Genomic DNA, 24238 nt, shown 5'->3' on the forward strand with positions numbered 1-24238 from the left:
AGCCAAGTTGACCTTTAGCCCGCCACCATCTCAGCCTTGAGCTGCGCTTCCTTGGCCTGCTCATCGGCCAATCGATACAACTCGATATGCCCATCCCAGTGCTCGATCAACGCCGTGCACGACTCCACCCAATCTCCGCAGTTGAGGTAATCCACCTCGCCTACCTTGCGAATCTCCGCATGGTGGATATGCCCGCACACCACGCCATGCAATTCGCGCTTGGTCACTTCGTGGGCAATCGCCTCCTCGAAGTCGCTGATAAAGCTGACGGCGGTTTTCACCTTGTGCTTGAGGTAAGCCGACAGTGACCAGTAGCCATAACCGTAACGTGCTCGCCAGTGGTTCAGCCAACGGTTGAGGGTCAGGGTGAACTCATAGGCCGAATCACCGAGAAAGGCCAGCCACCGGTGATAGCGGGTGATGACATCGAACTGATCACCATGAATCACCAGCAGATGGCGGCCATCGGCGGTCACGTGTACCGCCTCGTCCACCAACTGAATATTGCCCAGGATCAACTTGGAATAGCGCCGCAGGAATTCGTCGTGGTTACCGGTGACGTAGATCACCTCAGTGCCGCGCTTGCTCATGGTCAGCAGACGGCGGATCACGTTGGTATGGGCCTGGGGCCAATACATGCCGCTGCGCAGTTTCCAACCGTCGATGATATCGCCCACCAGGTACACGCGGTCGGCATGATAGCGCTTGAGAAACTGCGACAGGTGCTCGGCCTGGCAATCCCGGGTGCCCAGATGCACGTCGGAAATCCACAGGGTACGCACCCGTTGCTTGCGGCTGGGTTTGGCGAGCTCGGCACGGGTCATGGGCATACCTCGACGGTGTTTTCGCGAGCTTGCTCCCATGCGATTAATAGCCCATGACAGTCGTGCGTCAGTCTGATGACAACGTTCATCTGCCGCTACGCGGTGTAAACTGCGGCCCTGCCCAGGAGACTGCGATGAGACCGATCCTCACGCTACGCCACTACAGCCACGACCTGATTGCCCACAGCCACGACCACGCGCAGCTGGTATTCGCCTTGGCCGGTCGCCTGGATTTCGAGGTGGAAGGAATGGGCAGCGAGATCCGCCCCCAAGGGGTGATGGTGCTGCCCTTCTCGACCCATCATGCCTGCGGCAGTCCCGACGGTAGCCACTGCCTGGTACTGGATGTGCCCGATGAACAATGGCTGGTGCAGTCCCTGGGCGCACATGCCGATGCCAGCCGCCGTTTGCTCGATCAGCCCGCTCGGGTCGCACTGGATACCCGGCAAAGTCAGTTGGTGCAGTGGTTGGCCAACAGCCCGCTGGATGATCCATTGATTGCCCAGCAAGGCGCGGCCCTGTTGCTGGCGAGTCTTAACGGCCAGGCCTGCAACGAGGGTCGCCGGCTGCCCTATGCGGCGTTCAACGCGCACATCGACCAGCACGTTGCACAACCGCTGGAAGTGGCAGACCTGGCGCGGATCGCCAACCTGTCGGTCGCCCGGCTGCACGCCCGCTTTGTCGCCGAATGCGGGCAGACGCCGATGGACTACCTGCGCGGCCGGCGCTTGCAGATAGCCCACGGCTTGTTGCGTGACAGCCAACTGCCCATCGGTGAAATCTCGGTGCGCGTCGGTTATGGTTCCCAGAGCGCTTTTGCGGCGGCCATGTTGCGCGAGTTTGGCGCATCTCCCGGTGCCTTGCGGCGTAAACGCTAGCCCGGCGACAAAACCCACGAGTTTCACGACAGACGCCCCGCAGTGTGCCCCTCTAGACTGAGGGTCCTGTCAGCCAGCTATTCAAGGATCGTAATGACTCCCCGCACTGCCCTCGGCGCCCTGCATATCGGCGCACTGATGTTTGGCCTCACCGGTGTGTTCGGCAAGCTCGCTGCAGCGTCGCCGGCCATTATCGTGTTCGGCCGGGCGGCGTTCGCCGTGATTGCCCTGGCGGTGTTCGCCCGCTTTGCCAGCAACACCGCCTGGCAAAAGTTGCACAGCCGTGACTGGCGCCGGCTGTTGCTGAGCGGCTTGCTGCTGGCCGGGCATTGGGTGAGTTTCTTTATTGCCGTAAAAGTCGCCGGCGTGGCCATCGCCACCCTGGGGTTTGCCAGTTTCCCGGCGTTCACGGTGATCCTCGAAGGGCTGATTTTCCGCGAGCGGATTCGCGCCAATGAAATCCTTCTGGTGGCGTTGGTCAGCATCGGCCTGGTGCTGGTCACGCCGGACTTCGACCTCGCCAGCCAAGCCACCAGTGGCCTGCTGTGGGCCGTGGGCTCCGGGCTGTTGTTCTCGCTGCTGTCGCTGAACAATCGCGCCAGTGGGCGTATCCCGGCGGTACAGGCTGCACTGTGTCAAAACGTCGTCGTCGCGCTGTGCTTGTTACCGATCGCCGCGCCCGGTCTCGCCGATGTACGCGCCCTGGACTGGTTGTGGATCGGCCTGCTGGGGGTGTTCTGCACGGGGCTGGCCCACAGCCTGTTTGTCGCCAGCCTAGCGGTGATCAAGGCACGCACGGCCGCCGTGGTGTTTGCCATGGAGCCGGTGTATGGCATCACCGTGGCCTGGCTGCTGTTTGGTGAAAACCCGACGTTACGCATGCTCGCCGGCGGCGCCTTGATCATCGTTGCCATCATCGTGTCCGGGCTGATGGGCAGCGCCAAACCGGTCAAACAACCCGCCGCCACGGCCTGATCTATACTTTGTGTGTCCGTAGCAGTGTGTTGTCATTCAACGGACCCAGACTTCTCGACGACAGCCAGGGTGCTTTTTGAAGTTGCTGCAAGCGAGTGGTCATTCCATCAACGCTATGCAGGAGTTGCACCATGGAAATGCTCATCAGCCTGGTCATTCAAATCATCAGTGGCGCCATCGGCGGCCAGATTGCGGGCCTGGGCAAGCAAGGCCTGGGCACCACACTCAATACGGTGGTCGGCGGGGTCGGCGGCCTGGTACTGGGCCAGGTTGTCGCGCTCATTACCGGCACCGCCGCCGCCAATGACCTCACACTTGCCGCACTGGCCAGCAATATTATCGGTGGCGGTGTCGGCGGCCTGGTCCTGACGTTTGTCGTCGGCTGGATTAAAAACCGAATGGCCACCAAGTAGAGGCAGCCAGAAGGTCACGGCCCATGGCAGTGACCTTTATTGAACGCGGTCGTTATGCCCCAGGTCCCGTTGCGGGTCGATCTGGTCGCGCACCCGTTGCTTGAGCACCTTGGCTTCCGGGAAGCCACCATCGGCCTTGCGCTCCCAGATTTGCACGCCGTCACAGGTAATGCGAAACGCGCCACCCGTGGCCGGTTCCAACGCCACTCTCCCCAGGTCGTCAGCGAAGGTGCTCAACAATTCCTGAGCCAGCCACGCCGCGCGCAGTAGCCACTGACACTGGGTGCAATAGGTGATGACAATCTCGGGTTTGGCCGCAGACATGAATTGACTGGCTCCTGCTTGGCGGGTTGAACGGATCAAGTGGCTATAATACCGGCCTTTATCGTTCAGCCCCGAGATTCATGATGCGCCGCCTGTTGTCCTGCCTGCTGCTGTGCCTGCTCCCTGTCCTCGTACACGCCGCAGAGCCCCCACGCCCGAAAATCGGCCTGGTGCTCTCCGGCGGCGCCGCCCGTGGCCTGGCCCACATTGGCGTGCTCAAGGCCCTGGAAGAACAAGGTATCCACATCGATGCCATCGCCGGCACCAGCATGGGCGCAGTGATTGGCGGGCTGTATGCCTCGGGCTACAAGATCGACGAGCTGGAAAAGCTGGCGCTGAATATCGACTGGAAGCTGGCGCTGTCCGATGCACCGCCCCGGGAAGATGTACCGTTTCGGCGCAAGCAGGATGACCGGGATTTCCTGGTCAAACAGAAGCTCAGCTTTCGCGATGATGGCAGCCTCGGCCTGCCGTTAGGTGTAATCCAGGGCCAGAACCTGGCGTTGCTGCTGGAGAGCATGTTCGCCCATACCAGTAACGTCCGTGACTTCGACAAGTTGCCGATCCCTTTCCGCGCGGTGGCCACTGACATCACCAGCGGCGAAAAGGTGGTCTTCCGCAAGGGTCACTTGCCCCAGGTGATCCGCGCCAGCATGTCGATTCCTGCGGTGTTTGCACCGGTAGAGCTGGACGGTCGATTGCTGGTGGACGGCGGCATGACCGATAACATCCCGCTGGACGTGGCACGGGAGATGGGCGTCGACATCGCCATCGTGGTGGACATCGGCACACCACTGCGCTCACGCAAACAACTGGCGACCGTGGTGGACGTGCTTAACCAGTCCATCACCTTGATGACCCGGCGCAACTCCGAAGAACAGCTCAAGGCCCTCCACTCGGGCGACATACTGATCCAGCCGCCCCTGGCCGCCTATGGCGTGGCGGATTTCGGCCGGGCCAAGGACATGATTGACGCCGGCTACCGCGCCACCCGCGCCCTTGATGTGCGCCTGGCACACCTGCGCCCTGCGCAACCGGTGGACGCCGAACTGGTGGCCGCCCGTACGCCCGGCCAACGCACCCCGGTCATCACCGCGATCAAAGTGGAAAACGACTCCAAGGTCGGCGATGACGTGATCCGCTACTACATCCGGCAAAACATCGGTGAACCGCTGGACATGGGTCGCCTGCAAACCGATATGGGCACTTTATACGGCCTGGATTACTTCGAGCAGGTGCAATACCGGGTGGTGAAAAAAGGCCAGGACAATACCTTGGTCATCAGCGCGCGAGGTAAACGCAGCGGTACTGACTACCTGCGCCTGGGCCTCAATCTCTCCGATGACATGCGCGGTGACAGCGCCTTCAACCTCGGTGCCAGCTATCGCATCAATGGCATCAATCGCCTGGGTGCCGAGTGGCTGACGCGGGTGCAGATTGGTGATCGGCAAGAGCTGTACAGCGAGTTCTATCAACCGCTGGACACCGGCTCACGCTACTTCGTCGCACCCTATATCAGTGCCGAAGCGCAGAACGTCGAGTTGATTGAAGACAATAACCCCATCTCCGAATACCGCCTGGAGCGTTACGGTTTTGGCCTGAACGTCGGCCGGCAAATCGGCAACAGCGGCGAGATCCGCTTCGGCGTCGGCGAAGCCTGGGGCAACGCGGATGTGCGCATTGGCGATCGGGATATGCCGAGCGTGCACTTCAGCGAGGGCTTCTACGAGTTGAAGTACTCCTTCGACTCCCTGGACAACGTCTACTTCCCCCACACCGGTGAAGATATCGGCCTGGCGTTCCGTGAATTCGAACCCGGCCTGGGCTCGGACCAGCGCTACCGCCAATGGGAGTTCAAGCTGGACAAAGCCATGAGCAGCGGGCCGGACACGCTGATCCTCGGCGGGCGTTATGGGCGTACGCTGGACAATTCGGACGTGGTGATCTCCAGCTTCCTGCTGGGGGGTGCGCGACAATTGTCGGGCTTCCGCCAGGACGCGATTTCCGGGCAGAACATCAGCCTGATGCGAGCGGTCTACTATCGTCGCCTGACGCCACGCTCGTACCTGCCACTGGATTTCCCGCTGTACCTGGGCGCCTCCCTGGAACGGGGTCGCGCGTGGAACAACGACAATGAATACGACAGCGGCTACATCAATGCCGCGAGTATTTTCCTGGGGTTTGATACGCCGCTGGGGCCGTTGAACTTCAGCTATGGCTTTAACGATGACAATCAGAAGGCGGTGTATCTGAATCTGGGCCAGACGTTCTGAGCCTTACACAGAACCAAATGTGGGAGCCGTAGGGCTTGTTTGCACTAACCGTTGTAGCCGCTGCCGAGGCACGAGGCTGCGATGCGGGCCGCAGGACCGCCGTCTTGGGGACCGCATCGCAGCCTCGTGCCTCGGCAGCGGCTACAAATCAGGACTTTTCCAGGTTCGCCAGAATGTGCCCGTGAACCCGCATGCATACTCGCAGATCCTCTTCATCGACCCCCACGAACAGCTCATGGCGCAAAGCCGTGGCAATGGTTTCGATCTGTTCGATCAACGGGCGGGCGGTATCACACAGGACAATGCGCTTGGCGCGACGGTCTTCTACTACGGCCTGGCGTTGCACCAGCCCCTGACCTTCCAAACTATCAAGTAAACGCGCCAGGGTCGGACCTTCAACCCCAACACTTTGCGCCAGCTCACGCTGGGTAGGTGCGTCTGTAAACCGCGCCAGATGCAGCAATACCAGCCAGCGTGCCTGGGACAGACCCAGCCCAGCCAAACGGCGATCCAGCTCGGCACGCCAACCTCGGGACATCTGTGCCAGCTGCATGCCAAAACGGTGTTGATCGGTTAACGGCATAAAAAACTCATGGATTAGACTGAAAATAGAGTGTGGCTAATTATTAGTCAGCTAAGCATGACCCATGTCAGTAGGCAAGACCTGGTATGTACTGATTCGTTACATTGTCGTAATTGGCACATTAAATCTCGAATTCCGACTGCAAAGCAGCCCGAACACAGTACAAAACACCCTCGGGAACGCGACCGGTGAATAACGTCGCAATCTCGGAAACAGCTGGCAATTCGCCTTCCCCGTCGAGGAACGCATCCTGGATTTCACCGAGCAAATCTTCCGGCAAATCAAGGGCCTGCTCCAAAGACAGTTGCTGCTTGCCAATGGACTCGGCCAGCAAGGTGTAGACGTTCTTTTCCGAGCATTGCAGTTGCCCGGCGATCTGGATCGGGGTCATACCCGCTCTGGCCAAACTGATCAGCTCATGACGAATATCAGCGACCTCTTTCGGTGCTTCGGCCTGGCCGCCAAGCACCTCGAGGAACGCCTGGCCATAACGCTCCAGTTTGCGTGCGCCCACGCCGCTGACCTTGGCCATCTCGCCCAGCGTGGTGGGATGCTCGCGCAGCATTTCCAGCAAGGTGGAGTCGGGAAAGATGACATACGGCGGTACGCTGTGTTCCTGCGCGAGTTTTTTTCGCAGCGCGCGCAAGGCTTCCCACTGTTCGCGTTCTTCGAAACGTACCAACTGGCTGGCCTGGCTGGTGCTGCTTTTGGCGGTGGTTTGTGGCTTGAGGTCGCGACGCAACTCCAGGCTGACCTCGCCCTTGAGCAGCGGCCGGCAGCTGTCGTTCAGGCGTAGGCCGCCATAACCTTCCAGGTCGATATCCACCAGGCCGCGCGCGACCATCTGTCGGAACAGCGAGCGCCATTCGCCTTCCGCGCGGTCCTTGCCGACCCCGAAGACCGAAAGGTGCTGGTGACCAAAGCTGCGAACCTTTTCGTTGTCCTTGCCCAACAACACGTCCACCAGATGACCGACGCCATAACGCTGCCCCGTGCGAAAGATCGCCGACAACCCCTGACGTGCCGGCTCCGTGGCATCCCAGGTTTGCACGCCATCCACACAGTTGTCGCAATGCCCGCAAGGCTGGGGCATGTCTTCATCGAAATAGGCAAGCAAGGTCTGACGGCGGCAACGGGTTTCTTCGCACAGCGACAACATGGCGTCGAGCTTGTGCTGCTCCAGGCGCTTGTGACGTTCGTCACCCTCAGAGTTCTGCAGCATCTGCTTGAGCATCACCACATCCTGCAGGCCATAGACCATCCAGGCGTCCGCCGGCAGGCCATCACGGCCGGCGCGACCGGTTTCCTGGTAGTACGCCTCGAGGGACTTGGGCAAATCCATATGAGCGACAAAACGCACGTTGGATTTGTCGATGCCCATGCCGAACGCGATGGTCGCCACCATAATCAGGCCTTCCTCGTTGAGGAAGCGCTTCTGATGGTAGGCGCGCAGGTCATTGGGCAGGCCGGCGTGATACGGCAGCGCCGGGTAGCCTTGCTCGCAGAGGAACGCGGCCACTTCATCGACCTTCTTGCGCGACAGGCAATAGACGATGCCGGCATCGCTGCGCCGCTCAGAGAGGAACGCCAGCAACTGCTTGCGCGGCTGCTCCTTGGGCACGATGCGATAAAAGATATTGGGCCGGTCAAAACTGGAGAGAAAACGCTCGGCGTCTTGCAGGTGCAGGCGCTCGACGATTTCTTCCCGGGTACGCTTGTCGGCGGTAGCGGTCAGCGCGATGCGCGGGACGTTGGGGAACAACTCCGCCAATTGCCCCAACTGCAGGTATTCGCGACGGAAATCGTGGCCCCACTGGGATACGCAGTGCGCTTCGTCGATGGCGAACAGGGCAATTTCCAGGCTCTGCAGGAACGCCAGCATCCGTGGCTGCACCAGGCGCTCGGGGGCCAGGTAGAGCATCTTCACTTCGCCACGCTTGATGCGGTTGGCCAGCTCACGCTGTTGCTCGGCACTGAGGGTCGAGTTCAACGAAGCGGCGGCCACACCAAGCTCTTCCAGGGTGGCCACCTGATCGTCCATCAACGCGATCAACGGCGACACCACCACGGCGAGCCCTTCGCGCAACAGCGCCGGCACCTGGAAGCACAAGGATTTGCCACCGCCGGTAGGCATCAGGACCAGAGCATCTCCACCATTGGCCACGCGCTCAATGATCGCACCCTGGCGGCCACGAAAACTGTCGTAGCCGAAGATGTCCTTGAGGACGCGTTGAGCCTGCTCGAGCATGAAAAACTCCAAATATCGCCGAAATCCCTCTGTACAGGCTGGCCGAAAAAGCACGCGCCGACGGAAAATAATCCGTAAGCGAACTTTTCCCGCTACAGCGCTTGGCCTGCAAGGGCATCACAAAACGCGGCAGTATACCCGAGCACCACCCGGCAAAGGGCGCCGCTGACGAATAGCGGGAGAGGGATAATTGACCCCCGAAACGCTGACAACCCGTTCAGTCAGACCGACTAAATTGCCTTCATCACGAGCAAGCCCGCTCCCACAGCTGGCCGGGGCGCTCAAGAAAGCCTAGAATTCAGCATCGTTTATTCCCAAGGTAGTCCTTCATGTCCTTCGCTGAGCAACTAACCCGCCTGCAAGCCTTCCTCGACGCCGATGAGCTGCATGACGAGGCGCTGGACTACGTGGCCGCCCACGGCTATCTGACCGCCCTGTCGATCTGCTCCGAAGTCGTTCCAGAACGTGAATGGATCGACGCGCTGTTCTCCGAAGAGCCTCACTACCGTGATGCCGCCCACCGCGAAGAAATCGAATCCACCCTGCTGGCCCTCAAGGCCCACATTGGTCGCCAACTGGCCTCTGATGAGGAGTTCGAGCTGCCGTGCGACCTGGACCTGGGCGAAGATCCGGACGACTCCGACCTGCGCGGCTGGTGCATCGGCTTCATGGAAGGCGTGTTCCTGCGCGAAGCGGCCTGGTTCGAAACCGCCGAAGAAGAAGTCAGCGAAATGCTGCTGCCGATCATGGTCGGCTCCGGTCTGTTCGACGATCAGCCTGAATTCTCCGATATCGCCTCCGACGCGAATCTGATGGACGACATGATCGTTCAGATCCCGGAAGCGCTGACCGCCCTGTACCTGCTGTGCAACGCGCCCGACGAAAAACCGGCGATCCTCAAGCCTCGCCACCACTAAGCCCCTCGCCCGTGGGCCCCATGGGCAACCGCTCCCTGATCCTGCGTTACGTTCTGCTGGCCATCGGCTGGTTGAGCGTAGCGCTCGGGGTGATCGGCATCTTCCTTCCGGTTCTGCCGACTACGCCCTTCCTTCTGCTGGCTGCCGCCTGCTTTGCCCGTAGCTCACCGCGCTTCTACCAATGGCTGGTGGAGCATCCGCGCCTGGGTCCCTGGATTCGTGACTACCTGGATGGCAACGGCATTCCCCTCAAGGGCAAGGTGTACGCCATCGGGCTGATGTGGCTGAGTATTGGCTTGTCCTGCTACCTGGTGCCGCTGCCCTGGGCGCGCGGGTTCATGCTGACCAGTGCGGTGCTGGTGACGATCTATATCCTGCGACAAAAGACCCTGCCCCGGCGCTGAGAAGCGCCCACACGACCTTGGTCGACACTGACTAACCCCCGGCATCATGCGAGACTGTCCGACCGGGCCTGGAATGCCCGGGTGTTCTTATGTCCGGAGTTCCCATGACGCTGTCCAGCGGGCTGATCGCCGCCGTTGCCCTGGCCTATATGGCCATTATGTTTGCCATCGCCTTTTACGGTGACCGTCGCCATGCGCCGCTGCCGCCGCGAGTGCGTGCCTGGGTGTATAGCCTGTCGCTGGCGGTCTATTGCACAAGCTGGACCTTTTTCGGCGCCGTAGGCCAAGCAGCCGAACAGTTGTGGGCGTTTTTACCGATTTACCTGGGACCGGTACTGCTGTTGGTGCTGGCACCTTGGGTCCTGCAAAAGATGATTCTGATCAGCAAGCAGGAAAACATCACCTCCATCGCTGACTTTATCGCGGCCCGTTATGGCAAGTCTCAATCCCTGGCGGTAGTGGTGGCGCTGATCTGCCTGGTGGGTGTGCTGCCCTACATTGCCCTGCAGCTCAAAGGTATCGTGCTCGGGGTGAACCTGCTGATCGGCGCGGGTGCCGACGCCACAGGCACTCGCGCCCAGGACACCGCGCTCATCGTGTCCCTGGTGCTGGCACTGTTCACCATTGTATTTGGTACTCGCAACCTCGATGCCACGGAGCACCACCGTGGCATGGTGCTGGCGATTGCCTTTGAATCCCTGGTCAAGCTATTCGCGTTCCTGGCTGTCGGTGCGTTCGTCACCTACGGCCTGTATGACGGCTTCGATGACCTGTTCAGCCAAGCGATGTTGGCGCCACGGCTGGAGGAGTACTGGAAGGAAACCATCAACTGGCCGTCGATGGTGGTCCAGACCGGTGTGGCGATGATGGCGATCATCTGCCTGCCGCGACAGTTTCATGTGACGGTGGTGGAAAACATCGAACCCCAGGACCTGCGCCTGGCCAAGTGGGTATTCCCGGCGTACCTGATTCTTGCCGCGCTGTTCGTGGTACCGATTGCCCTGGGCGGCAAAATGCTGCTCCCAGGGTCTGTGCTGCCAGACTCCTATGTAATCAGCCTGCCCCTGGCGGAAGCGCATCCAGCCCTGGCACTGCTGGCATTTATCGGCGGCGCGTCGGCAGCTACCGGTATGGTGATCGTGGCCAGCGTGGCGCTGTCGACCATGGTTTCCAACGATATGTTGTTGCCGTGGCTGCTACGCCGCACCAACGCCGAACGGCCGTTCGAAGTATTCCGTCACTGGATGCTCTCGGTGCGCCGAGTCAGCATCGTCATCATTCTGCTACTGGCCTACGTCAGCTACCGGCTGCTGGGCTCCACCGCGAGCCTGGCGACCATTGGCCAGATCGCCTTCGCCGCCGTCACCCAATTGGCGCCGGCGATGCTCGGCGCGCTGTACTGGAAACAAGCCAACCGTCGTGGCGTATTTGCCGGGCTCGCGGCCGGGACGTTCCTGTGGTTCTACACGTTGATCCTGCCGATTGCCGCCCATAGCCTGGGCTGGTCGCTGAGTGTCTTCCCTGGCCTGGCCTGGTTGCATAGCAATCCACTAGGCCTGTCCATTACCCCGCTGACTCAAGGCGTGGTGCTATCGCTGGCAGGTAACTTCACGCTGTTTGTGTGGGTCTCGATGCTGTCGCGCACGCGGGTTTCGGAGCACTGGCAGGCCGGGCGTTTTATCGGCCAGGAAACCAGCCAGCGGGCCAGTGCCCGCTCGATGCTCTCGGTGCAGATCAACGATTTGCTCAGCCTGGCCGCGCGATTTGTCGGCGAGGAACGAGCGCAGCAGAGCTTTGTCCGCTTCGCCTATCGCCAGGGCAAAGGCTTCAACCCGAACCAGAACGCCGACAATGATTGGATCGCCCACACCGAGCGGCTGCTGGCCGGCGTACTCGGGGCGTCATCGACCCGAGCCGTAGTGAAAGCCGCCATTGAAGGTCGGGAGATGCAGTTGGAGGACGTCGTACGGATCGCCGACGAAGCCTCCGAAGTGCTGCAGTTCAACCGTGCCCTGCTGCAAGGCGCCATCGAAAACATCACCCAAGGCATCAGCGTGGTGGACCAGTCTCTCAAGCTGGTGGCCTGGAACCGTCGCTACCTGGAACTGTTCAATTACCCGGACGGGTTGATCAGCGTCGGCCGACCGATTGCCGACATTATTCGCTACAACGCCGAGCGCGGGTTATGCGGTCCCGGCGAAGCCGAAGTGCATGTGGCTCGTCGTCTGCACTGGATGCGCCAGGGTCGTGCCCATACCTCGGAGCGACTGTTCCCCAATGGCCGGGTGATCGAGTTGATCGGCAACCCGATGCCCGGTGGTGGCTTTGTCATGAGCTTCACCGACATCACCGCCTTTCGCGAGGCCGAGCAGGCCTTGACCGAGGCCAATGAGGGCCTGGAACAGCGGGTTACCGAGCGAACCCATGAGTTGTCGCAACTGAACGTCGCGCTGACCGATGCCAAGGGCGTTGCCGAGTCGGCCAGCCAATCGAAAACCCGCTTTCTCGCGGCCGTCAGCCATGACCTGATGCAACCGCTGAACGCCGCGCGACTGTTCTCCGCCGCCCTCTCCCACCAGAACGACGGCTTGTCGGGCGAGGCCCGGCAACTGGTGCAGCACTTGGACAGCTCCCTGCGTTCGGCCGAAGACCTGATCAGCGACCTGCTGGACATTTCGCGCCTGGAGAACGGCAAAATCAACCCACAGCGCCAGCCCTTTATGCTTAACGAACTGTTCGACACCTTGGGCGCCGAGTTCAAGGCCCTGGCCCAGGAGCAAGGCTTGCGCTTCCGCTTGCGGGGTAGTCGCTTGCGCGTCGACAGCGATATCAAGTTACTAAGGCGGATCCTGCAGAACTTCCTGACCAACGCCTTCCGTTATGCCCACGGTCCGGTGCTATTAGGCGTACGACGGCGCCAAGGTGAATTGTGCCTGGAGGTCTGGGACCGTGGCCCCGGGATCCCCCAGGACAAGCAGAAAGTGATTTTCGAAGAGTTCAAACGCCTGGACAGCCATCAAACCCGCGCCGAAAAAGGCCTGGGTCTTGGGTTGGCAATTGCCGATGGGCTGTGCCGAGTGCTCGGTCACCGCTTGAGCGTGCGCTCATGGCCAGGCAAGGGCAGCGTGTTCAGTGTCCGGGTACCATTGGCTCGAACACAGTCCAGCCCGCAGGTCAAGCCGACGCTGGAAAATGGCCTGCCATTGAGCGGCGCCCAGGTGCTATGCGTGGACAACGAAGAGAGCATCCTGATCGGCATGCGCAGCCTGCTCAGCCGCTGGGGCTGCGAGGTCTTTACCGCCCGCGACCAGGCACAATGCGCCGCGTTGCTGGCCGAAGGGATACGACCGCAACTGGCGCTGGTGGATTACCACCTGGACCACGGCGAGACCGGCACCGAATTGATGGGTTGGTTGCGAGCGCAATTGGCGGAACCGATCCCGGGCGTAGTGATCAGTGCCGATGGGCGACCGGAAATGGTCGCCGAGGTACATGGGGCAGGATTGGATTATCTGGCCAAACCGGTGAAACCGGCGGCGCTGCGGGCGTTACTGAGCAGACACCTGCCCCTGTAGCCGCTGCGATGCGTATCGCAGCCTCGTGCCTCGCCAGCGGCTACAGGGTTTATTCAGGCAGTGACGCCACACCGTCTTCATCGGTCATCGCCCGCTCCAGCAGATCCGCCGGCAGGCTTTTACTGGCACGGGCACCGAGCAATTTCAGTTGCTCGGTCCGACTGACCAGATTCCCACGCCCATCTGTCAGCTTGTTCCGCGCCGCACTGTAGGCCTTGTCCAACTGCTGCAAGCGATTGCCCACCTCATCCAGGTCCTGGATAAACAGTACGAACTTGTCGTAAAGCCAACCGGCGCGCTCGGCGATTTCCCGGGCGTTCTGGCTCTGCCGTTCTTGCTTCCACAGGCTGTCGATCACCCGCAAGGTCGCCAACAATGTCGTCGGACTGACAATGACGATATTACGATCGAATGCCTCCTGGAACAGATTCGGCTCAGCCTGCAGCGCGGCCGAAAATGCCGCTTCGATGGGCACGAACAGCAGTACAAAATCCAGGCTATGCAGACCTTCCAGACGTTTGTAATCCTTGCCGGCCAGGCCTTTGACATGAGTGCGCAGGGACAATACGTGCTGCTTGAGTGCTGCCTGGCCGATGACCTCATCGTCTGCGACCACGTACTGCTGATACGCCGTCAGGCTGACCTTGGAATCCACCACCACCTGCTTGTCACCGGGCAGCATGATCAACACGTCGGGCTGGAAGCGCTCTCCGTCAGGGCCCTTGAGGCTGACTTGGGTCTGGTACTCACGGCCCTTCTCCAGGCCCGCATGTTCCAACACCCGCTCAAGGATCAACTCACCCCAGTTGCCTTGGGTCTTCTGCCCCTTCAGGGCACGGGTCAGGTTGGTGGCCTCGTCAGAGAGACGCAGGTTCAATTGTTGCAAGCGCTCCAGTTCCTTGGCCAGGGAGAAGCGCTCCCGCGCTTCGTTCTGGTAACTTTCTTCCACCCGTTTCTCAAAGGACTGAATGCGTTCCTTGAGCGGATCGAGCAACTGTCCGAGGCGCTGCTGGCTGGTTTCGGCAAAACGTTGTTCGCGCTCGTCGAAGATTTTCCCGGCCAACTCGGCGAACTGCGCGCGCAGCTCGTCCCGCGAGCCTTGCAGGTCGTTGAGGCGTTGTTGGTGGCTTTCCTGTTGTTCGCGCAGTTCGGCGCGCAGGGAAGCGGACAAAGCGTCCAGACGACGCAACTCGACCTCTTTGGCAGAGCGATCCAGGTTCCAGGCATGGGCGGCGTCGCGGGCGTTGTCGCGGTCAATCTGCAGCAATTCGACTTCCCGGCGCATGGCAGCCAGATCCGCCTGCTTGGCCGCATTGGCCTGGCTCAGATCGCTGATCTCATCGCGACCGGCATCCAGCTGCGCCGCCAGCCCTTCTTGCGCCAGTTGGGCCATGGCCAGGCGCTCTTCCAACAGCTCTCTGCCAGCCAGCCGCTCGTTCAGCCGGCGCTGAACCTGCCAGCACAGCGCCAAAAGCGGCAATGCCGCACCGGCGAGACCCAGCGCCACACTGGTCCAGTCAAAAGCCATAGCCATTCCTGCCAATACTCTGAAAAAGGAAGGTTAACCAAGCTGACGCGAGGAGGACAGCTCAGTCTTCGATCTGGCCCAGTTCCCGCTGGGCGCGACGGTCGCCGGCGCGAGCAGCTTGGCGCAGCAAGTCATAGCCGATGCGACGGTCCCGGGCATTGCCGCACTCACGGCACATCAATTGGCCCAGCCGGCTTTGCGCCGCGACTATGCCTTCACGAGCCGGCTGCTTGAGCAAATGCCCGGCGAAATGTTTGACGCTGGGGTTATCACCCAGTCGCGGGCTATCGAGCAACCACAAAGCCACTTTCAGGGAAAAACGCTTGGGGACGGTAACAACCTGGGGGCTGTCGGTAACAGATGGTGATACTGAGCGAAACTTCATAAAGCACTGTGGGACAGAACGAAAGGCGCGCAACTCTACTCCTTTTTTCGTACAGGTAAAGCTGAAAAAAGCCTGCACGCCCGTCCTAGAGCAAGCGCTTGGGACAATCCACAGAAGCTGTGGATAACTCAGTGGACAACCGTTCTTTAACTCGCGCAAAGCCCCATGGAACGGGGCCCGCAGTCAAACTGACGATTTTTTCACCAATAAAAAAAAGCCAGATTTTTCATTGACTTAAATTTTCATTGCAGGCAACCGAGGGCATCGAAGGCGAGGTGACAGTGCGGTGACACACTGCGCAACCAATGTGCACAACTACCCACCGGATGGTTATACCGTGGCTCCGTTTTGGCCCCTGGGTTACCCCGTAACGTTACCGCCCCCAAAACGTGCGCAGTTGCCAATACCCTCCCCACCTCACCTGCCTGGTCCTACACAGCGGTCTACCCGTGCTTCCGGGGCTACCCAAAGTATTTTATCTAGCACACTTCCTTTCTCTGTTTCAATCCGTTACTATCCGCGGCGTTAGTACCAAGCTGAAAGTCAATTCTGGTCGAACAAATCCCCACGGCACCCCTCCTTAAAGAGAGACACCTGCCGACAACACGGGATCGACCACCTCGATGGTTTCCAGGTATCACTTGCGACGACACAGCCTTTGAAATAATGCAAAGGGTGTCGCGAAGTCTCAATACTCTGACCGAACCAACCTGCAAATTGATCAGGATCTTCACCCCGGGCCCAGAACCTTTGCCCCTGTTGTGTTGCCTGCCCTCCTAAGTACCTACCTGCCAGCCCAAGCGCGCCAAACTATTCAGCGCTTCAAACTGGCTGCTTTGTTCCAGTCGGGTTCTTCGCTTGATCAATGGTGATCAGCGTCACTGGAACGTTTTAACGTTGCACGGTTCTTATCCGTGTCATTTGTAGGAACACCCATAATATGTCTAATCAAATCCACACTCAGGATGCCATTCGCACCCTCACTAATGCTTTTGCTCCAATGAACTGCCTGATCATGGCCGCTCGCAAAGGCTGCTTCAGCTTCACCCTGGTCAACGAACACGGCATCGCTCGTCACAGCGAACGCCTGTACCCCGATCAATACTCCAGCGCAGAGCCGCTGCAGGCCGTGATCGAGCGTACCCGTCAGGCATTGATTGCCTGATCGACCCGGATCGCTGAAACACAAAACCCCGTCTAAATGGCGGGGTTTTTTATTGCCTGAAATTCAAGTACTCGCGGTTTTGCCTAAGAGCAAATAGATATAAACATTATAACTAAATGAAGAAAATATTTTAAAAACAGTCCTTTACATCGTGAATATGACACTACACTTCAACTCAAGCGGCATGATCCGCTTCCGGTGAGCCTGAGATCCGATCCACCGCTGCCAAGCCCTATCCTCTCAGGACTCGCCGACTACTTTCATGGATCGAGGCAATTATGGGTATCGCTGCCAGCGAATTGTGTCGTTATGTGATCCGGCCCACCTTGATCTACCTGGGCCGTCATAGCCCCACCGCAGAATCCCTGCTGCTGGGCATCGCTGCCAGCCAGTCGGCCCTCGGTTCAGCCCTGCATGATCGCCGCGGCCATGGCCTCTATAGCATCACCGAACCGCGCCACCGTGCCCTGTGGGACGACTACCTGGCCCTGGATCCGGAACGCGCCAGCCTGGTACGTGGCCTGGCCAGCCAGCATGCTTTCTTCAGCGGCCCGCAACTGGAGTTGACGGTCAACCTGCGTTACGCCACAGCCATTGCCTGGCTGCTGGTAGAACAACACCGCCCTGCACTGCCCCCACCAGACGATGTGCTGGCGATGGCGCGTATCTGGCGAGAAATATTTCACCCTCAGGGCCGGCTGCGGGACTACACCCGCGCCTGGCAAACCTGTATTTCCCCCTTGAATCAGGTGGCCTGTTGACCGGGCAATTTGCAAGATTCGGCAAAAATCAGGGATTTTGGTCGGATTGTCCTACAAAACCGCTCTATCTCCTGCGTTACAGCCTATAGCGCTAACGTAAATTTATTGATACTTTCCGCAGCGGTGATCACCACGGAGTTCTAATAATGAAAAAAGTAATGCTCAAGACGACACTTAGCCTCGCCGTTGCAATGGCTTCCTCCCAACTGTTCGCGAGCGGCTTCGCCCTCAACGAACAGGACGTTGCCGGGATGGGTACTGGTTTTGCCGGGCGCTCCTCTTCTGCCGAAAACGCTAGCACTGTTTATGGTAACCCTGCCGGTATGGCTCGCCTGGAAGGCCAGCAAATCACGGGCGGTGTTGCAGCGATTGATGCCTCGACCAACATCAAAGACACCAGTGGCCGCTCCCGTGGCTCCAACAAAGGCGACATGGTGCCTTTCACTGCTGTGCCTTTCGGTTTCTACACCAACAAACTCAACGATCAATGGGCTGTAGGCTTCGGTGTCTACGCACCGTTCGGCTTGGTAACTGACTACGAAAGTGGCTTCCAGGGCCGTGCCTTCGGCAGCAAGAGTGAAGTTCAAGTCATCACGTTCCAACCCACCGTCAGCTACGCCTTCAACGATCGCGTTTCCATCGGCTTTGGCCCGACGATCAACCGCATTTCCGGTACTTTGGAATCCGAACCAAGTCTTCAGGCACTGGTTCCAGGCAGTGGTGACAACCGAATCAAGGTCAAGGGTGATGATACTGCCCTCGGTTTCAACGCCGGTATCCTGGTGCAAGCCACCGACACCACCCGCGTGGGCCTGACTTACCACTCGAAAGTGAAGTACAAGCTGGAAGGCCACACCGAGGTGTCCCCAGGTGCCGGCGTACCCGCCACGGTACTTGCCAACCGCCGCTATGACGCATCACTGAAAGTCGACACCCCCGAGTCGTGGGACCTGTCGGTCACCCAAGACCTCAGTGACGTCTGGAAACTCTATGCCGGTGCTTCCTGGACCCGTTGGAGCCGCCTCAAGGACATCACCGTCGAAAACGAAGGCGTCACCCGCGCTGGCGGCATCGCTGCTCCTGGCATGGTTGGCACCATCAAGGAAGAGCAGAACTGGCACGACACCTGGGCCTATGCCGTGGGTACTTCGTACCGCGTCACCAAGCAGGTTGTGCTGCGTACCGGCCTGACCTTCGACCAGTCGCCAACCAACAACACTGATCGCTCTCCTCGAATCCCTACCGGTGACCGGACTATCTTCAGTCTGGGCCTGGGTTACGACGTGATGCCAAACATGACCGTTGACCTGGCTTACTCCTACCTCAAGGAAGAACCGATCAAGGTTGCGCGCAGCAACGCACTGGGCCAGTCCTACAACGCCAAGTATGAAAACAGCGCCAACGGTTTCGGCTTGGGTGTGACGTACAAGTTCTGATCCGCTGATGCATGAAAAAGCCCCGCTCTCTTGCAAAAGAGGCGGGGCTTTTTAGTGGCTGACAATCAGGGTTTAGAGGCCAACGCCTGCTCGACCGCCTTGATCAGGTCAGGGCTGTCCGGCTTGGTCAAACTGGAAAAGCTGGCAATCACCTTGCCCTGGCGATCCACCACATACTTGTAGAAATTCCACTTCGGCGCACTGCTTTGCTGCGCCAGAACCTTGAACAGATGCACGGCGTCCGGCCCCTTGACCTGTTGCGGCTCGGTCATGGTAAAGGTCACACCGTAATTGACGTAGCAAACCTTGGCCGTCTCTTCACCGGTCTTGGCTTCCTGCTTGAAGTCATCGGACGGCACGCCAATCACCTCCAGGCCATCGCTCTTGTAGCGCTGGTACAACGCTTCAAGGCCCTTGAACTGGGGCGCGAAGCCACAGAAGCTCGCGGTGTTGACGATCACCAGCGGCTTGCCGGCGAAGCGCTGGCACAAGTCGATGGACTCCTTGGCGCGCAACTTGGGCAATTGGCCTTCGAGCAACGGTGGGCAATCGGCGGCCATGGCGACGCCGCCAAAAGCCACCAGCAGGGCTGGAACTGCAAGCCAGCGCATCAGCATGTCGAGTGTCCTTGAATAGGGTCAGACACCGAACTTAACAGATCGCCATGCCCAACTGCATCAACGCCAGACCGCCTCGCTGCCAGCCCCACCATGCCAGGAGCAGCAGAAGCATCAACGTCCCCGCTGCACCGAGCCAATACCAGGTCGTACTCATGCGGCCTCCATCTGTGCCTGCAATCGCGCCACCGGGCGCTCGCGCACCGGCCAGTTCAAGGCAGCGGCGAGCAGACTCAGGAGAATCGCCACCTGCCAGATCAAATCGTAGCTGCCGGTTCGATCATAGACCACACCACCCAACCAGCCGCCGAGGAACGACCCCAACTGATGGAACAGGAACACGATCCCACCCAACATGGAAAGGTTTCTGACGCCGAACAAGGTAGCCACAGTGCCATTGGTCAGTGGCACCGTCGACAACCACAGGAAGCCCATGGCCATGCCGAACAGATAAGCACTGGTTTGCGTCACCGGCGCCCACAGAAAGATCACAATCACCACCGCCCGTAACAAATACAACCCGGTCAGCAAGCGTGGCTTGGACATGCGCCCCCCTAGCCAGCCGGCGGTGTAAGTCCCGAAGATATTGAATAACCCGATCAGCGCCAGCACCGTGGTGCCCACTGAGGCTGGCAAATGCTGATCCACCAGATACGACGGCAGATGCACGCCGATAAAGACCACCTGGAACCCGCAAACAAAGAAGCCGAAAGACAGCAGCCAGAACCCGGAATGGGAACACGCTTCGCGAAGTGCCTCGGTCAAGGTCTGCTGACCCGCCATCGTCGGCAGCGGGCGATCCTTGAGCATGCTCACCAGCGGGACAATCAAGGCCACTAGCAGGCCCAGTGTCAGCAACGCTGCCGACCAGCCCAGCCAGCCGATCAAACCCAATGTGCCCGGCAGCATGGCGAACTGGCCAAAGGAACCTGCGGCACTGGCAATACCCATGGCCATGCTGCGTTTCTCCGCCGGCACAGCGCGCCCCACCACGCCAAGGATCACCGAAAACGAGGTGCCCGACAGGCCAATGCCGATCAACAACCCGGCACTCAGAGACAACGACCACGCCGAGTCGGACAAGCCCATGAACACCAGGCCCAAGGCATAAAGCACACCGCCGATCATCACCACCTTGGCCGCGCCGAAGCGATCGGCCAGGGCGCCGGTGAAAGGCTGCGCCAGGCCCCAGATCAGGTTTTGCAAGGCAATGGCAAAAGCAAAGGTCTCACGGCCCCAGCCGAATTCGGCACTCATGGGCGCCAGGAACAGGCCGAAGCCATGTCGCACGCCAAGGGACAACGCCAGGATCAGCGCGCTCCCGACAAGAATCCAGCCACTGGTCCGCCACATCGAGGTCATTTCTTGTTCTCCGCTTGCGGGTATATACCCGCTTGTATTCGAACAAACCCGCGCTTAGGCGAGTTCGTCCAGCAAGGCCAACAGGGTTTCGCGCTTTTCGGCTCCCAACTTGTCGATCAACTTCTGCTGTGCCGCTTCCCAGGCCGGCAAGGCCGCAGCAAGCCGCTCATGGCCCCCCTCGGTGAGCAACACCAGGCGATTGCGCAGATCATCGCCCTCGACCAATTGCACCAGGCCTTCGCCTTCCAGCACCCGGAGATTACGCCCCAACGTGCTGCGGTCCAGGCCCATGGCCTCGGCCAGGCTGGAAATGCTCGGTTGATCGAGACGCTGCAAGTTGCACAGCAAAGAATACTGGGCAACGTTGATCCCGAAGCCGTCGAGAGCGCCGTCGTAATGCCTGCTGACGCCACGAGCGGCACGACGCAGGTTGGTACATAAACATTGAGAGGCAAGCATGGAGCGTGTATATACCCGCGATTAAGGAAATGCAAGAAACGGTTACAACACCAGGCCGACCAACACCGCGACTTCCAGCAGTTCCAACAAGGCTCCTGCCGTATCGCCAGTAGTGCCGCCGAGTCGATTGACCATCAGCTGCCGCAGCCCGATAAAACACAGAGACGCCAGCAATACGGCAAGCCCGCCGCTGAAACCACCGATCAACACACAGGCCAGCCCACTGAGGATCAGTACCTGTTGGCCGACGATTCTCGGTAAATGATCCGACAACGCCTGGCCCAAACCACCCGCCCGCACGTAGCGCGTGGTCAGAAATAACGCCAGCATCGAGCTGCGACCGATCAGCGGTGCCAGGATCAACGCGGCGCCATTGTGCTGTTCAATCAGCGCCACCAACGCGGTGAACTTGAGCAGCAACACCAGCCCAAGGGTGACCACGGCAATTGGCCCGCTGCGCGGATCCTTCATGATCGTCAGGGTCCGTTCACGGTCGCCAAAGCCGCCCAACCAGGCATCCGCGCTGTCTGCCAAACCGTCCAGGTGCAAACCACCGCTGAGCAACACCCACGCGGTCAGCAGCAACGCGGCGTGCAACAGCACAGGCGCGCCCATCAACACAGAGTTCAAGCCCCACAACAGCAGCCCGAACAGCAATCCCACCAACGGATAAAACAGCAACGAGCGACCCAGTTCCTGAGGCTGCGGCATGCCCGGCAGGCGAATCGGCAAGCTGCTGAGAAACTGCAGGGCAATCCAGAACGGCAGCATGATCAGAATCCTTCCTTCAAGACGCCATCGGCTTCGACCTTCAGGCTGAACAACCCGCCGTGGCCGACTTCAACATTCAACAATTGCTCTCGGGGCAAGCCGCGAGCCTGAGCCAATAGCAAGCGCATGACACCACCATGGCTGATCAACAGTACTCGCCGGCCAGCATAGGCTTGATGCAAGCGAGCGACAGCCCCCAAGACACGTGCAGAAAACTGCAAAACCGGCTCACCCTGTGGCGGCGTGAAGCCGTAGGGATCGGCCCAGAACAGGCCCAGCGCCTCGGCATCGGTTTCCATCAACTTCGCCGCGCTCTGGCCTTCCCAGGCACCGAAGTGCAACTCTTGCAGGTCCTTTTCCAAGGTGACCGGTACCCCCAAACGTGCGCCCAACTCATCGGCAAACTGCGCACAGCGTTGCAGCGGCGAGCTGACCAATCGGTCCCAGGGCCCCTGCTCCATCACGGCGGTGCGCATCTGTTCCCAGCCCTTGGCGGTCAGCGCATCGTCCAGGCTGCCCCGCAGGCCACCGCCCAGCTCGGTTTCGCCATGGCGGAGCAAGTCCAGGTGCAAAGTCATGCCGGACGATCCGCCACGGCTGCTTCAGCGAAGGTCGCCATCTGCCCGTGCAACGCGCAAGCCAGTTGCAACAACGGCACCGCCAGCGCGGCGCCACTGCCCTCGCCCAGGCGCAGACCCAACTCCAGCAAGGGTTCGGCCTCGAGGCTTTGCAGCACATGACGATGACCCGGCTCAGCGCCCCGATGGCCGAACAACAGCCATGCACGGCACGCCGGATTCAACCGTGTGGCCACCAACGCTGCGACGCTGCAGATAAAGCCGTCCACCAACACCACCACACCCTCTTGGGCACAGGCCAGATAAGCGCCCACCAGCGCCGCAATCTCAAAACCGCCAAGGTTGAACAAGGTTTGCAGGGCATCACCACGCTGCGCCGCGTGGAATGCCAGCGCCCGCTCGATAACGGCCACTTTGTGACTGACACCCTGGGCATTCAGGCCAGTGCCGGGACCGGTCAAATCACTCACCCGGCAGTCCAGCAACGCACACGCCAGCGCACTGGCCGCAGTGGTGTTGCCGATGCCCATCTCGCCGCCGATAAACAACTGGGCACCCACCGCAATGGCGCGGCGCACACTGTCGCGGCCGGCTTCCAGAGCCAGTCGCCCCTGAGCCTCGGTCATCGCCGCAGCGTTGACGAAGTTGGCGGTGCCCGCAGCGATATTCAGGTGACGCACCCCCGGCAGGTTCAGCGACGGCGTGACGGTACCGAGGTCGACCACTTCCAGTTGCGCATCCAACTGACGCGCCAGGACGCTGATAGCCGCGCCACCGGTGACGAAGTTGTGCAGCATCTGCCCGGTGACTTCCTGGGGAAATGCCGAAACGCCTTCAGCCACAACGCCGTGATCACCGGCAAAGATCGCGATCCATACCTGATCAACATTGGGTTTGACTTGCCCTTGCAAGCCGGCCAGTTGCACGGCCACGGCCTCCAGCTGGCCGAGGGAGCCGGCGGGTTTGGTCAGTTGTTGCTGACGGGCCAGGGCTTGTTCGTGCGCCTGGGCGTCGATCGCTTTGCAGGGGTTGAGCCACCAGGTGTCGGTCATAACGCAGTACCTTTCAAAGTCAGGGGCAGGCCGGCAACGGTCAGGACAACACGCTGACAACGTTCGGCCAGGGCTTGATGCAGCCAACCGGCTTCATCGACATAGCGGCGAGTCAATTCGCCCAGCGGCACGACACCCAGACCGGTCTCGTTGCTGACAAAAACAATTTCACCTGGCAGGGATGCCAGGGTTTGTAACAGGGCTTCGCGTTCTTCGGTGAGGCGCTTGGGGTTTTCGAGCATCAGCAGGTTGGTTAGCCACAGAGTCAGGCAGTCCACCAACAGGAAGCGGTCGGGGGCGGCGTTTTCGCGCAGGACGCGGGCGAGTTCGATGGGCTCTTCGATCAGGCCCCACTCGGCTGGGCGGCGTTGGCGGTGATGGGCCACGCGTTCGTTCATTTCGCCGTCCAGGGGTTGGCTGGTGGCTATGTAGGTCACCGGTAGTGCGCTGTTGATGGCGAGTGTTTCTGCCAGGCGGCTTTTGCCGGAGCGGGCGCCGCCCAGGATCAGTTGGAGCATTGGTTTTGGCCTCGTTTTGAGTGGGTGTATATCCGGATTTTTGGTAACGGCCACCTATGGTTCCGCTCTTACAGCGGGTCACTTTTGAAAAGAGCCCAAAAGTAACCAAAAGGCTCTTGCCCCACCACTCGGTGCCTCGCCTAGGCTCGGCATGCCCTCACTCCGGCATTGCTCCGTGGGCCGCCGCAATGG

Annotated in this window: 24 protein-coding genes; 10 read left to right on the forward strand and 14 right to left on the reverse strand. The window is 60.1% G+C overall.

All coding sequences use genetic code 11. The features are described from left to right. Nucleotides 1–14 precede the first annotated feature (14 nt). Nucleotides 15–824 carry a UDP-2,3-diacylglucosamine diphosphatase gene (locus GNF76_RS11755; protein WP_155583319.1) on the reverse strand — a complete coding sequence of 270 codons (810 nt, stop codon included), beginning with the start codon at nt 822–824 and terminating at the stop codon, nt 15–17. Nucleotides 825–958: 134 nt separating this feature from the next. Between GNF76_RS11755 and GNF76_RS11760 the strand changes: the two genes are divergently transcribed. The 3 genes from GNF76_RS11760 (at nt 959) to GNF76_RS11770 (ending at nt 3090) form a co-directional block, all read left to right on the forward strand. Further along, nucleotides 959–1702 carry a helix-turn-helix transcriptional regulator gene (locus tag GNF76_RS11760; RefSeq protein ID WP_155583320.1) on the forward strand — a complete coding sequence of 248 codons (744 nt, stop codon included), beginning with the start codon at nt 959–961 and terminating at the stop codon, nt 1700–1702. A gap of 93 nt (nt 1703–1795) precedes the next feature. Then, nucleotides 1796–2677, forward strand: coding sequence for a DMT family transporter (locus GNF76_RS11765; RefSeq protein WP_155583321.1), 882 nt, complete (start codon nt 1796–1798; stop codon nt 2675–2677). A 131-nt stretch (nt 2678–2808) separates the two neighbouring features. Further along, entirely contained in the window at nt 2809–3090 is a 282-nt protein-coding gene (locus GNF76_RS11770; protein ID WP_155583322.1) for a hypothetical protein, read from the forward strand. Between the two features lie 36 nt (nt 3091–3126). Here GNF76_RS11770 and GNF76_RS11775 read toward each other — a convergent pair whose 3' ends face one another. Next, nucleotides 3127–3414, reverse strand: coding sequence for an Rdx family protein (locus GNF76_RS11775; protein WP_155583323.1), 288 nt, complete (start codon nt 3412–3414; stop codon nt 3127–3129). 83 nt (nt 3415–3497) lie between these two features. Between GNF76_RS11775 and GNF76_RS11780 the strand changes: the two genes are divergently transcribed. Continuing rightward, complete coding sequence (locus GNF76_RS11780; protein WP_155583324.1) at nt 3498–5687, forward strand: patatin-like phospholipase family protein; 2190 nt, start codon at nt 3498–3500, stop codon at nt 5685–5687. 148 nt (nt 5688–5835) lie between these two features. Here the strand turns inward: GNF76_RS11780 and GNF76_RS11785 are convergent, their stop codons facing one another. Then, entirely contained in the window at nt 5836–6270 is a 435-nt protein-coding gene (locus GNF76_RS11785; RefSeq protein ID WP_155583325.1) for a MarR family transcriptional regulator, read from the reverse strand. Between the two features lie 121 nt (nt 6271–6391). After that, a complete protein-coding gene (gene recQ / locus GNF76_RS11790) occupies nt 6392–8518 on the reverse strand; it encodes a DNA helicase RecQ (protein WP_155583326.1) in 2127 nt (708 codons plus the stop codon). Between the two features lie 329 nt (nt 8519–8847). Here recQ and GNF76_RS11795 point away from each other — a divergent pair, with 329 nt between their 5' ends. The 3 genes from GNF76_RS11795 to GNF76_RS11805 all read left to right on the forward strand — a co-directional run bounded on the left by GNF76_RS11795 (nt 8848) and on the right by GNF76_RS11805 (nt 13414). Beyond that, nucleotides 8848–9435 carry a UPF0149 family protein gene (locus GNF76_RS11795; protein ID WP_155583327.1) on the forward strand — a complete coding sequence of 196 codons (588 nt, stop codon included), beginning with the start codon at nt 8848–8850 and terminating at the stop codon, nt 9433–9435. Nucleotides 9436–9455: 20 nt separating this feature from the next. After that, a complete protein-coding gene (locus GNF76_RS11800; RefSeq protein WP_155583328.1) occupies nt 9456–9839 on the forward strand; it encodes a YbaN family protein in 384 nt (127 codons plus the stop codon). Between the two features lie 104 nt (nt 9840–9943). Then, nucleotides 9944–13414, forward strand: coding sequence for a hybrid sensor histidine kinase/response regulator (locus GNF76_RS11805; RefSeq protein WP_155583329.1), 3471 nt, complete (start codon nt 9944–9946; stop codon nt 13412–13414). Nucleotides 13415–13463: 49 nt separating this feature from the next. On the opposite strand, the gene GNF76_RS11810 is transcribed toward GNF76_RS11805, so the two are convergent. Beyond that, complete coding sequence (locus GNF76_RS11810) at nt 13464–14828, reverse strand: DNA recombination protein RmuC (protein WP_178123300.1); 1365 nt, start codon at nt 14826–14828, stop codon at nt 13464–13466. A gap of 175 nt (nt 14829–15003) precedes the next feature. After that, a complete protein-coding gene (locus GNF76_RS11815; RefSeq protein WP_155583331.1) occupies nt 15004–15327 on the reverse strand; it encodes an SEL1-like repeat protein in 324 nt (107 codons plus the stop codon). Between the two features lie 940 nt (nt 15328–16267). On the opposite strand from GNF76_RS11815, the gene GNF76_RS11820 reads away from it, so the two are divergent. The 3 genes from GNF76_RS11820 to GNF76_RS11830 all read left to right on the forward strand — a co-directional run bounded on the left by GNF76_RS11820 (nt 16268) and on the right by GNF76_RS11830 (nt 18689). After that, nucleotides 16268–16492 (forward strand): hypothetical protein, encoded by a 225-nt coding sequence (locus tag GNF76_RS11820; protein WP_155583332.1) that lies wholly within the window; start codon nt 16268–16270, stop codon nt 16490–16492. Between the two features lie 278 nt (nt 16493–16770). Beyond that, complete coding sequence (locus tag GNF76_RS11825) at nt 16771–17253, forward strand: hypothetical protein (RefSeq protein WP_155583333.1); 483 nt, start codon at nt 16771–16773, stop codon at nt 17251–17253. 146 nt (nt 17254–17399) lie between these two features. Beyond that, a complete protein-coding gene (locus GNF76_RS11830) occupies nt 17400–18689 on the forward strand; it encodes an OmpP1/FadL family transporter (RefSeq protein WP_155583334.1) in 1290 nt (429 codons plus the stop codon). A gap of 65 nt (nt 18690–18754) precedes the next feature. Here GNF76_RS11830 and GNF76_RS11835 read toward each other — a convergent pair whose 3' ends face one another. The 8 genes from GNF76_RS11835 to cobU form a co-directional block, all read right to left on the reverse strand. Continuing rightward, entirely contained in the window at nt 18755–19306 is a 552-nt protein-coding gene (locus GNF76_RS11835) for a glutathione peroxidase (protein ID WP_155583335.1), read from the reverse strand. Nucleotides 19307–19340: 34 nt separating this feature from the next. Further along, nucleotides 19341–19463 (reverse strand): hypothetical protein, encoded by a 123-nt coding sequence (locus GNF76_RS29780; RefSeq protein ID WP_257034019.1) that lies wholly within the window; start codon nt 19461–19463, stop codon nt 19341–19343. After that, nucleotides 19460–20659, reverse strand: coding sequence for an MFS transporter (locus tag GNF76_RS11840; protein WP_178123301.1), 1200 nt, complete (start codon nt 20657–20659; stop codon nt 19460–19462). The genes GNF76_RS29780 and GNF76_RS11840 overlap by 4 nt, the downstream gene beginning before the upstream one ends. A gap of 63 nt (nt 20660–20722) precedes the next feature. Beyond that, nucleotides 20723–21127: a MarR family winged helix-turn-helix transcriptional regulator gene (locus tag GNF76_RS11845; protein ID WP_155583337.1), complete on the reverse strand. Its 405-nt coding sequence runs from the start codon at nt 21125–21127 to the stop codon at nt 20723–20725. A gap of 42 nt (nt 21128–21169) precedes the next feature. Continuing rightward, complete coding sequence (locus GNF76_RS11850; protein WP_155583338.1) at nt 21170–21898, reverse strand: adenosylcobinamide-GDP ribazoletransferase; 729 nt, start codon at nt 21896–21898, stop codon at nt 21170–21172. A 2-nt stretch (nt 21899–21900) separates the two neighbouring features. Then, a complete protein-coding gene (gene cobC, locus GNF76_RS11855) occupies nt 21901–22476 on the reverse strand; it encodes an alpha-ribazole phosphatase family protein (protein WP_155583339.1) in 576 nt (191 codons plus the stop codon). After that, a complete protein-coding gene (gene cobT / locus GNF76_RS11860) occupies nt 22473–23528 on the reverse strand; it encodes a nicotinate-nucleotide--dimethylbenzimidazole phosphoribosyltransferase (RefSeq protein WP_155583340.1) in 1056 nt (351 codons plus the stop codon). Before cobT ends, cobC begins: the two co-directional genes overlap by 4 nt. Next, a complete protein-coding gene (cobU, locus tag GNF76_RS11865) occupies nt 23525–24046 on the reverse strand; it encodes a bifunctional adenosylcobinamide kinase/adenosylcobinamide-phosphate guanylyltransferase (RefSeq protein ID WP_155583341.1) in 522 nt (173 codons plus the stop codon). The genes cobT and cobU overlap by 4 nt, the downstream gene beginning before the upstream one ends. Nucleotides 24047–24238 lie beyond the last annotated feature (192 nt).

The organism is Pseudomonas spelaei (assembly GCF_009724245.1).
Taxonomy (GTDB): Bacteria; Pseudomonadota; Gammaproteobacteria; order Pseudomonadales; family Pseudomonadaceae; genus Aquipseudomonas; species Aquipseudomonas spelaei.

Coding starts and splice junctions, on each gene's coding strand:
- GNF76_RS11755 (WP_155583319.1), bottom strand. CDS start 824: ATGACCCGTGCCGAGCTCGCCAAACCCAGCCGCAAGCAACGGGTGCGT.
- GNF76_RS11760 (WP_155583320.1), top strand. CDS start 959: ATGAGACCGATCCTCACGCTACGCCACTACAGCCACGACCTGATTGCC.
- GNF76_RS11765 (WP_155583321.1), top strand. CDS start 1,796: ATGACTCCCCGCACTGCCCTCGGCGCCCTGCATATCGGCGCACTGATG.
- GNF76_RS11770 (WP_155583322.1), top strand. CDS start 2,809: ATGGAAATGCTCATCAGCCTGGTCATTCAAATCATCAGTGGCGCCATC.
- GNF76_RS11775 (WP_155583323.1), bottom strand. CDS start 3,414: ATGTCTGCGGCCAAACCCGAGATTGTCATCACCTATTGCACCCAGTGT.
- GNF76_RS11780 (WP_155583324.1), top strand. CDS start 3,498: ATGCGCCGCCTGTTGTCCTGCCTGCTGCTGTGCCTGCTCCCTGTCCTC.
- GNF76_RS11785 (WP_155583325.1), bottom strand. CDS start 6,270: ATGCCGTTAACCGATCAACACCGTTTTGGCATGCAGCTGGCACAGATG.
- recQ (WP_155583326.1), bottom strand. CDS start 8,518: ATGCTCGAGCAGGCTCAACGCGTCCTCAAGGACATCTTCGGCTACGAC.
- GNF76_RS11795 (WP_155583327.1), top strand. CDS start 8,848: ATGTCCTTCGCTGAGCAACTAACCCGCCTGCAAGCCTTCCTCGACGCC.
- GNF76_RS11800 (WP_155583328.1), top strand. CDS start 9,456: ATGGGCAACCGCTCCCTGATCCTGCGTTACGTTCTGCTGGCCATCGGC.
- GNF76_RS11805 (WP_155583329.1), top strand. CDS start 9,944: ATGACGCTGTCCAGCGGGCTGATCGCCGCCGTTGCCCTGGCCTATATG.
- GNF76_RS11815 (WP_155583331.1), bottom strand. CDS start 15,327: ATGAAGTTTCGCTCAGTATCACCATCTGTTACCGACAGCCCCCAGGTT.
- GNF76_RS11820 (WP_155583332.1), top strand. CDS start 16,268: ATGTCTAATCAAATCCACACTCAGGATGCCATTCGCACCCTCACTAAT.
- GNF76_RS11825 (WP_155583333.1), top strand. CDS start 16,771: ATGGGTATCGCTGCCAGCGAATTGTGTCGTTATGTGATCCGGCCCACC.
- GNF76_RS11830 (WP_155583334.1), top strand. CDS start 17,400: ATGAAAAAAGTAATGCTCAAGACGACACTTAGCCTCGCCGTTGCAATG.
- GNF76_RS11835 (WP_155583335.1), bottom strand. CDS start 19,306: ATGCTGATGCGCTGGCTTGCAGTTCCAGCCCTGCTGGTGGCTTTTGGC.
- GNF76_RS29780 (WP_257034019.1), bottom strand. CDS start 19,463: ATGAGTACGACCTGGTATTGGCTCGGTGCAGCGGGGACGTTGATGCTT.
- GNF76_RS11840 (WP_178123301.1), bottom strand. CDS start 20,659: ATGTGGCGGACCAGTGGCTGGATTCTTGTCGGGAGCGCGCTGATCCTG.
- GNF76_RS11845 (WP_155583337.1), bottom strand. CDS start 21,127: ATGCTTGCCTCTCAATGTTTATGTACCAACCTGCGTCGTGCCGCTCGT.
- GNF76_RS11850 (WP_155583338.1), bottom strand. CDS start 21,898: ATGCTGCCGTTCTGGATTGCCCTGCAGTTTCTCAGCAGCTTGCCGATT.
- cobC (WP_155583339.1), bottom strand. CDS start 22,476: ATGACTTTGCACCTGGACTTGCTCCGCCATGGCGAAACCGAGCTGGGC.
- cobT (WP_155583340.1), bottom strand. CDS start 23,528: ATGACCGACACCTGGTGGCTCAACCCCTGCAAAGCGATCGACGCCCAG.
- cobU (WP_155583341.1), bottom strand. CDS start 24,046: ATGCTCCAACTGATCCTGGGCGGCGCCCGCTCCGGCAAAAGCCGCCTG.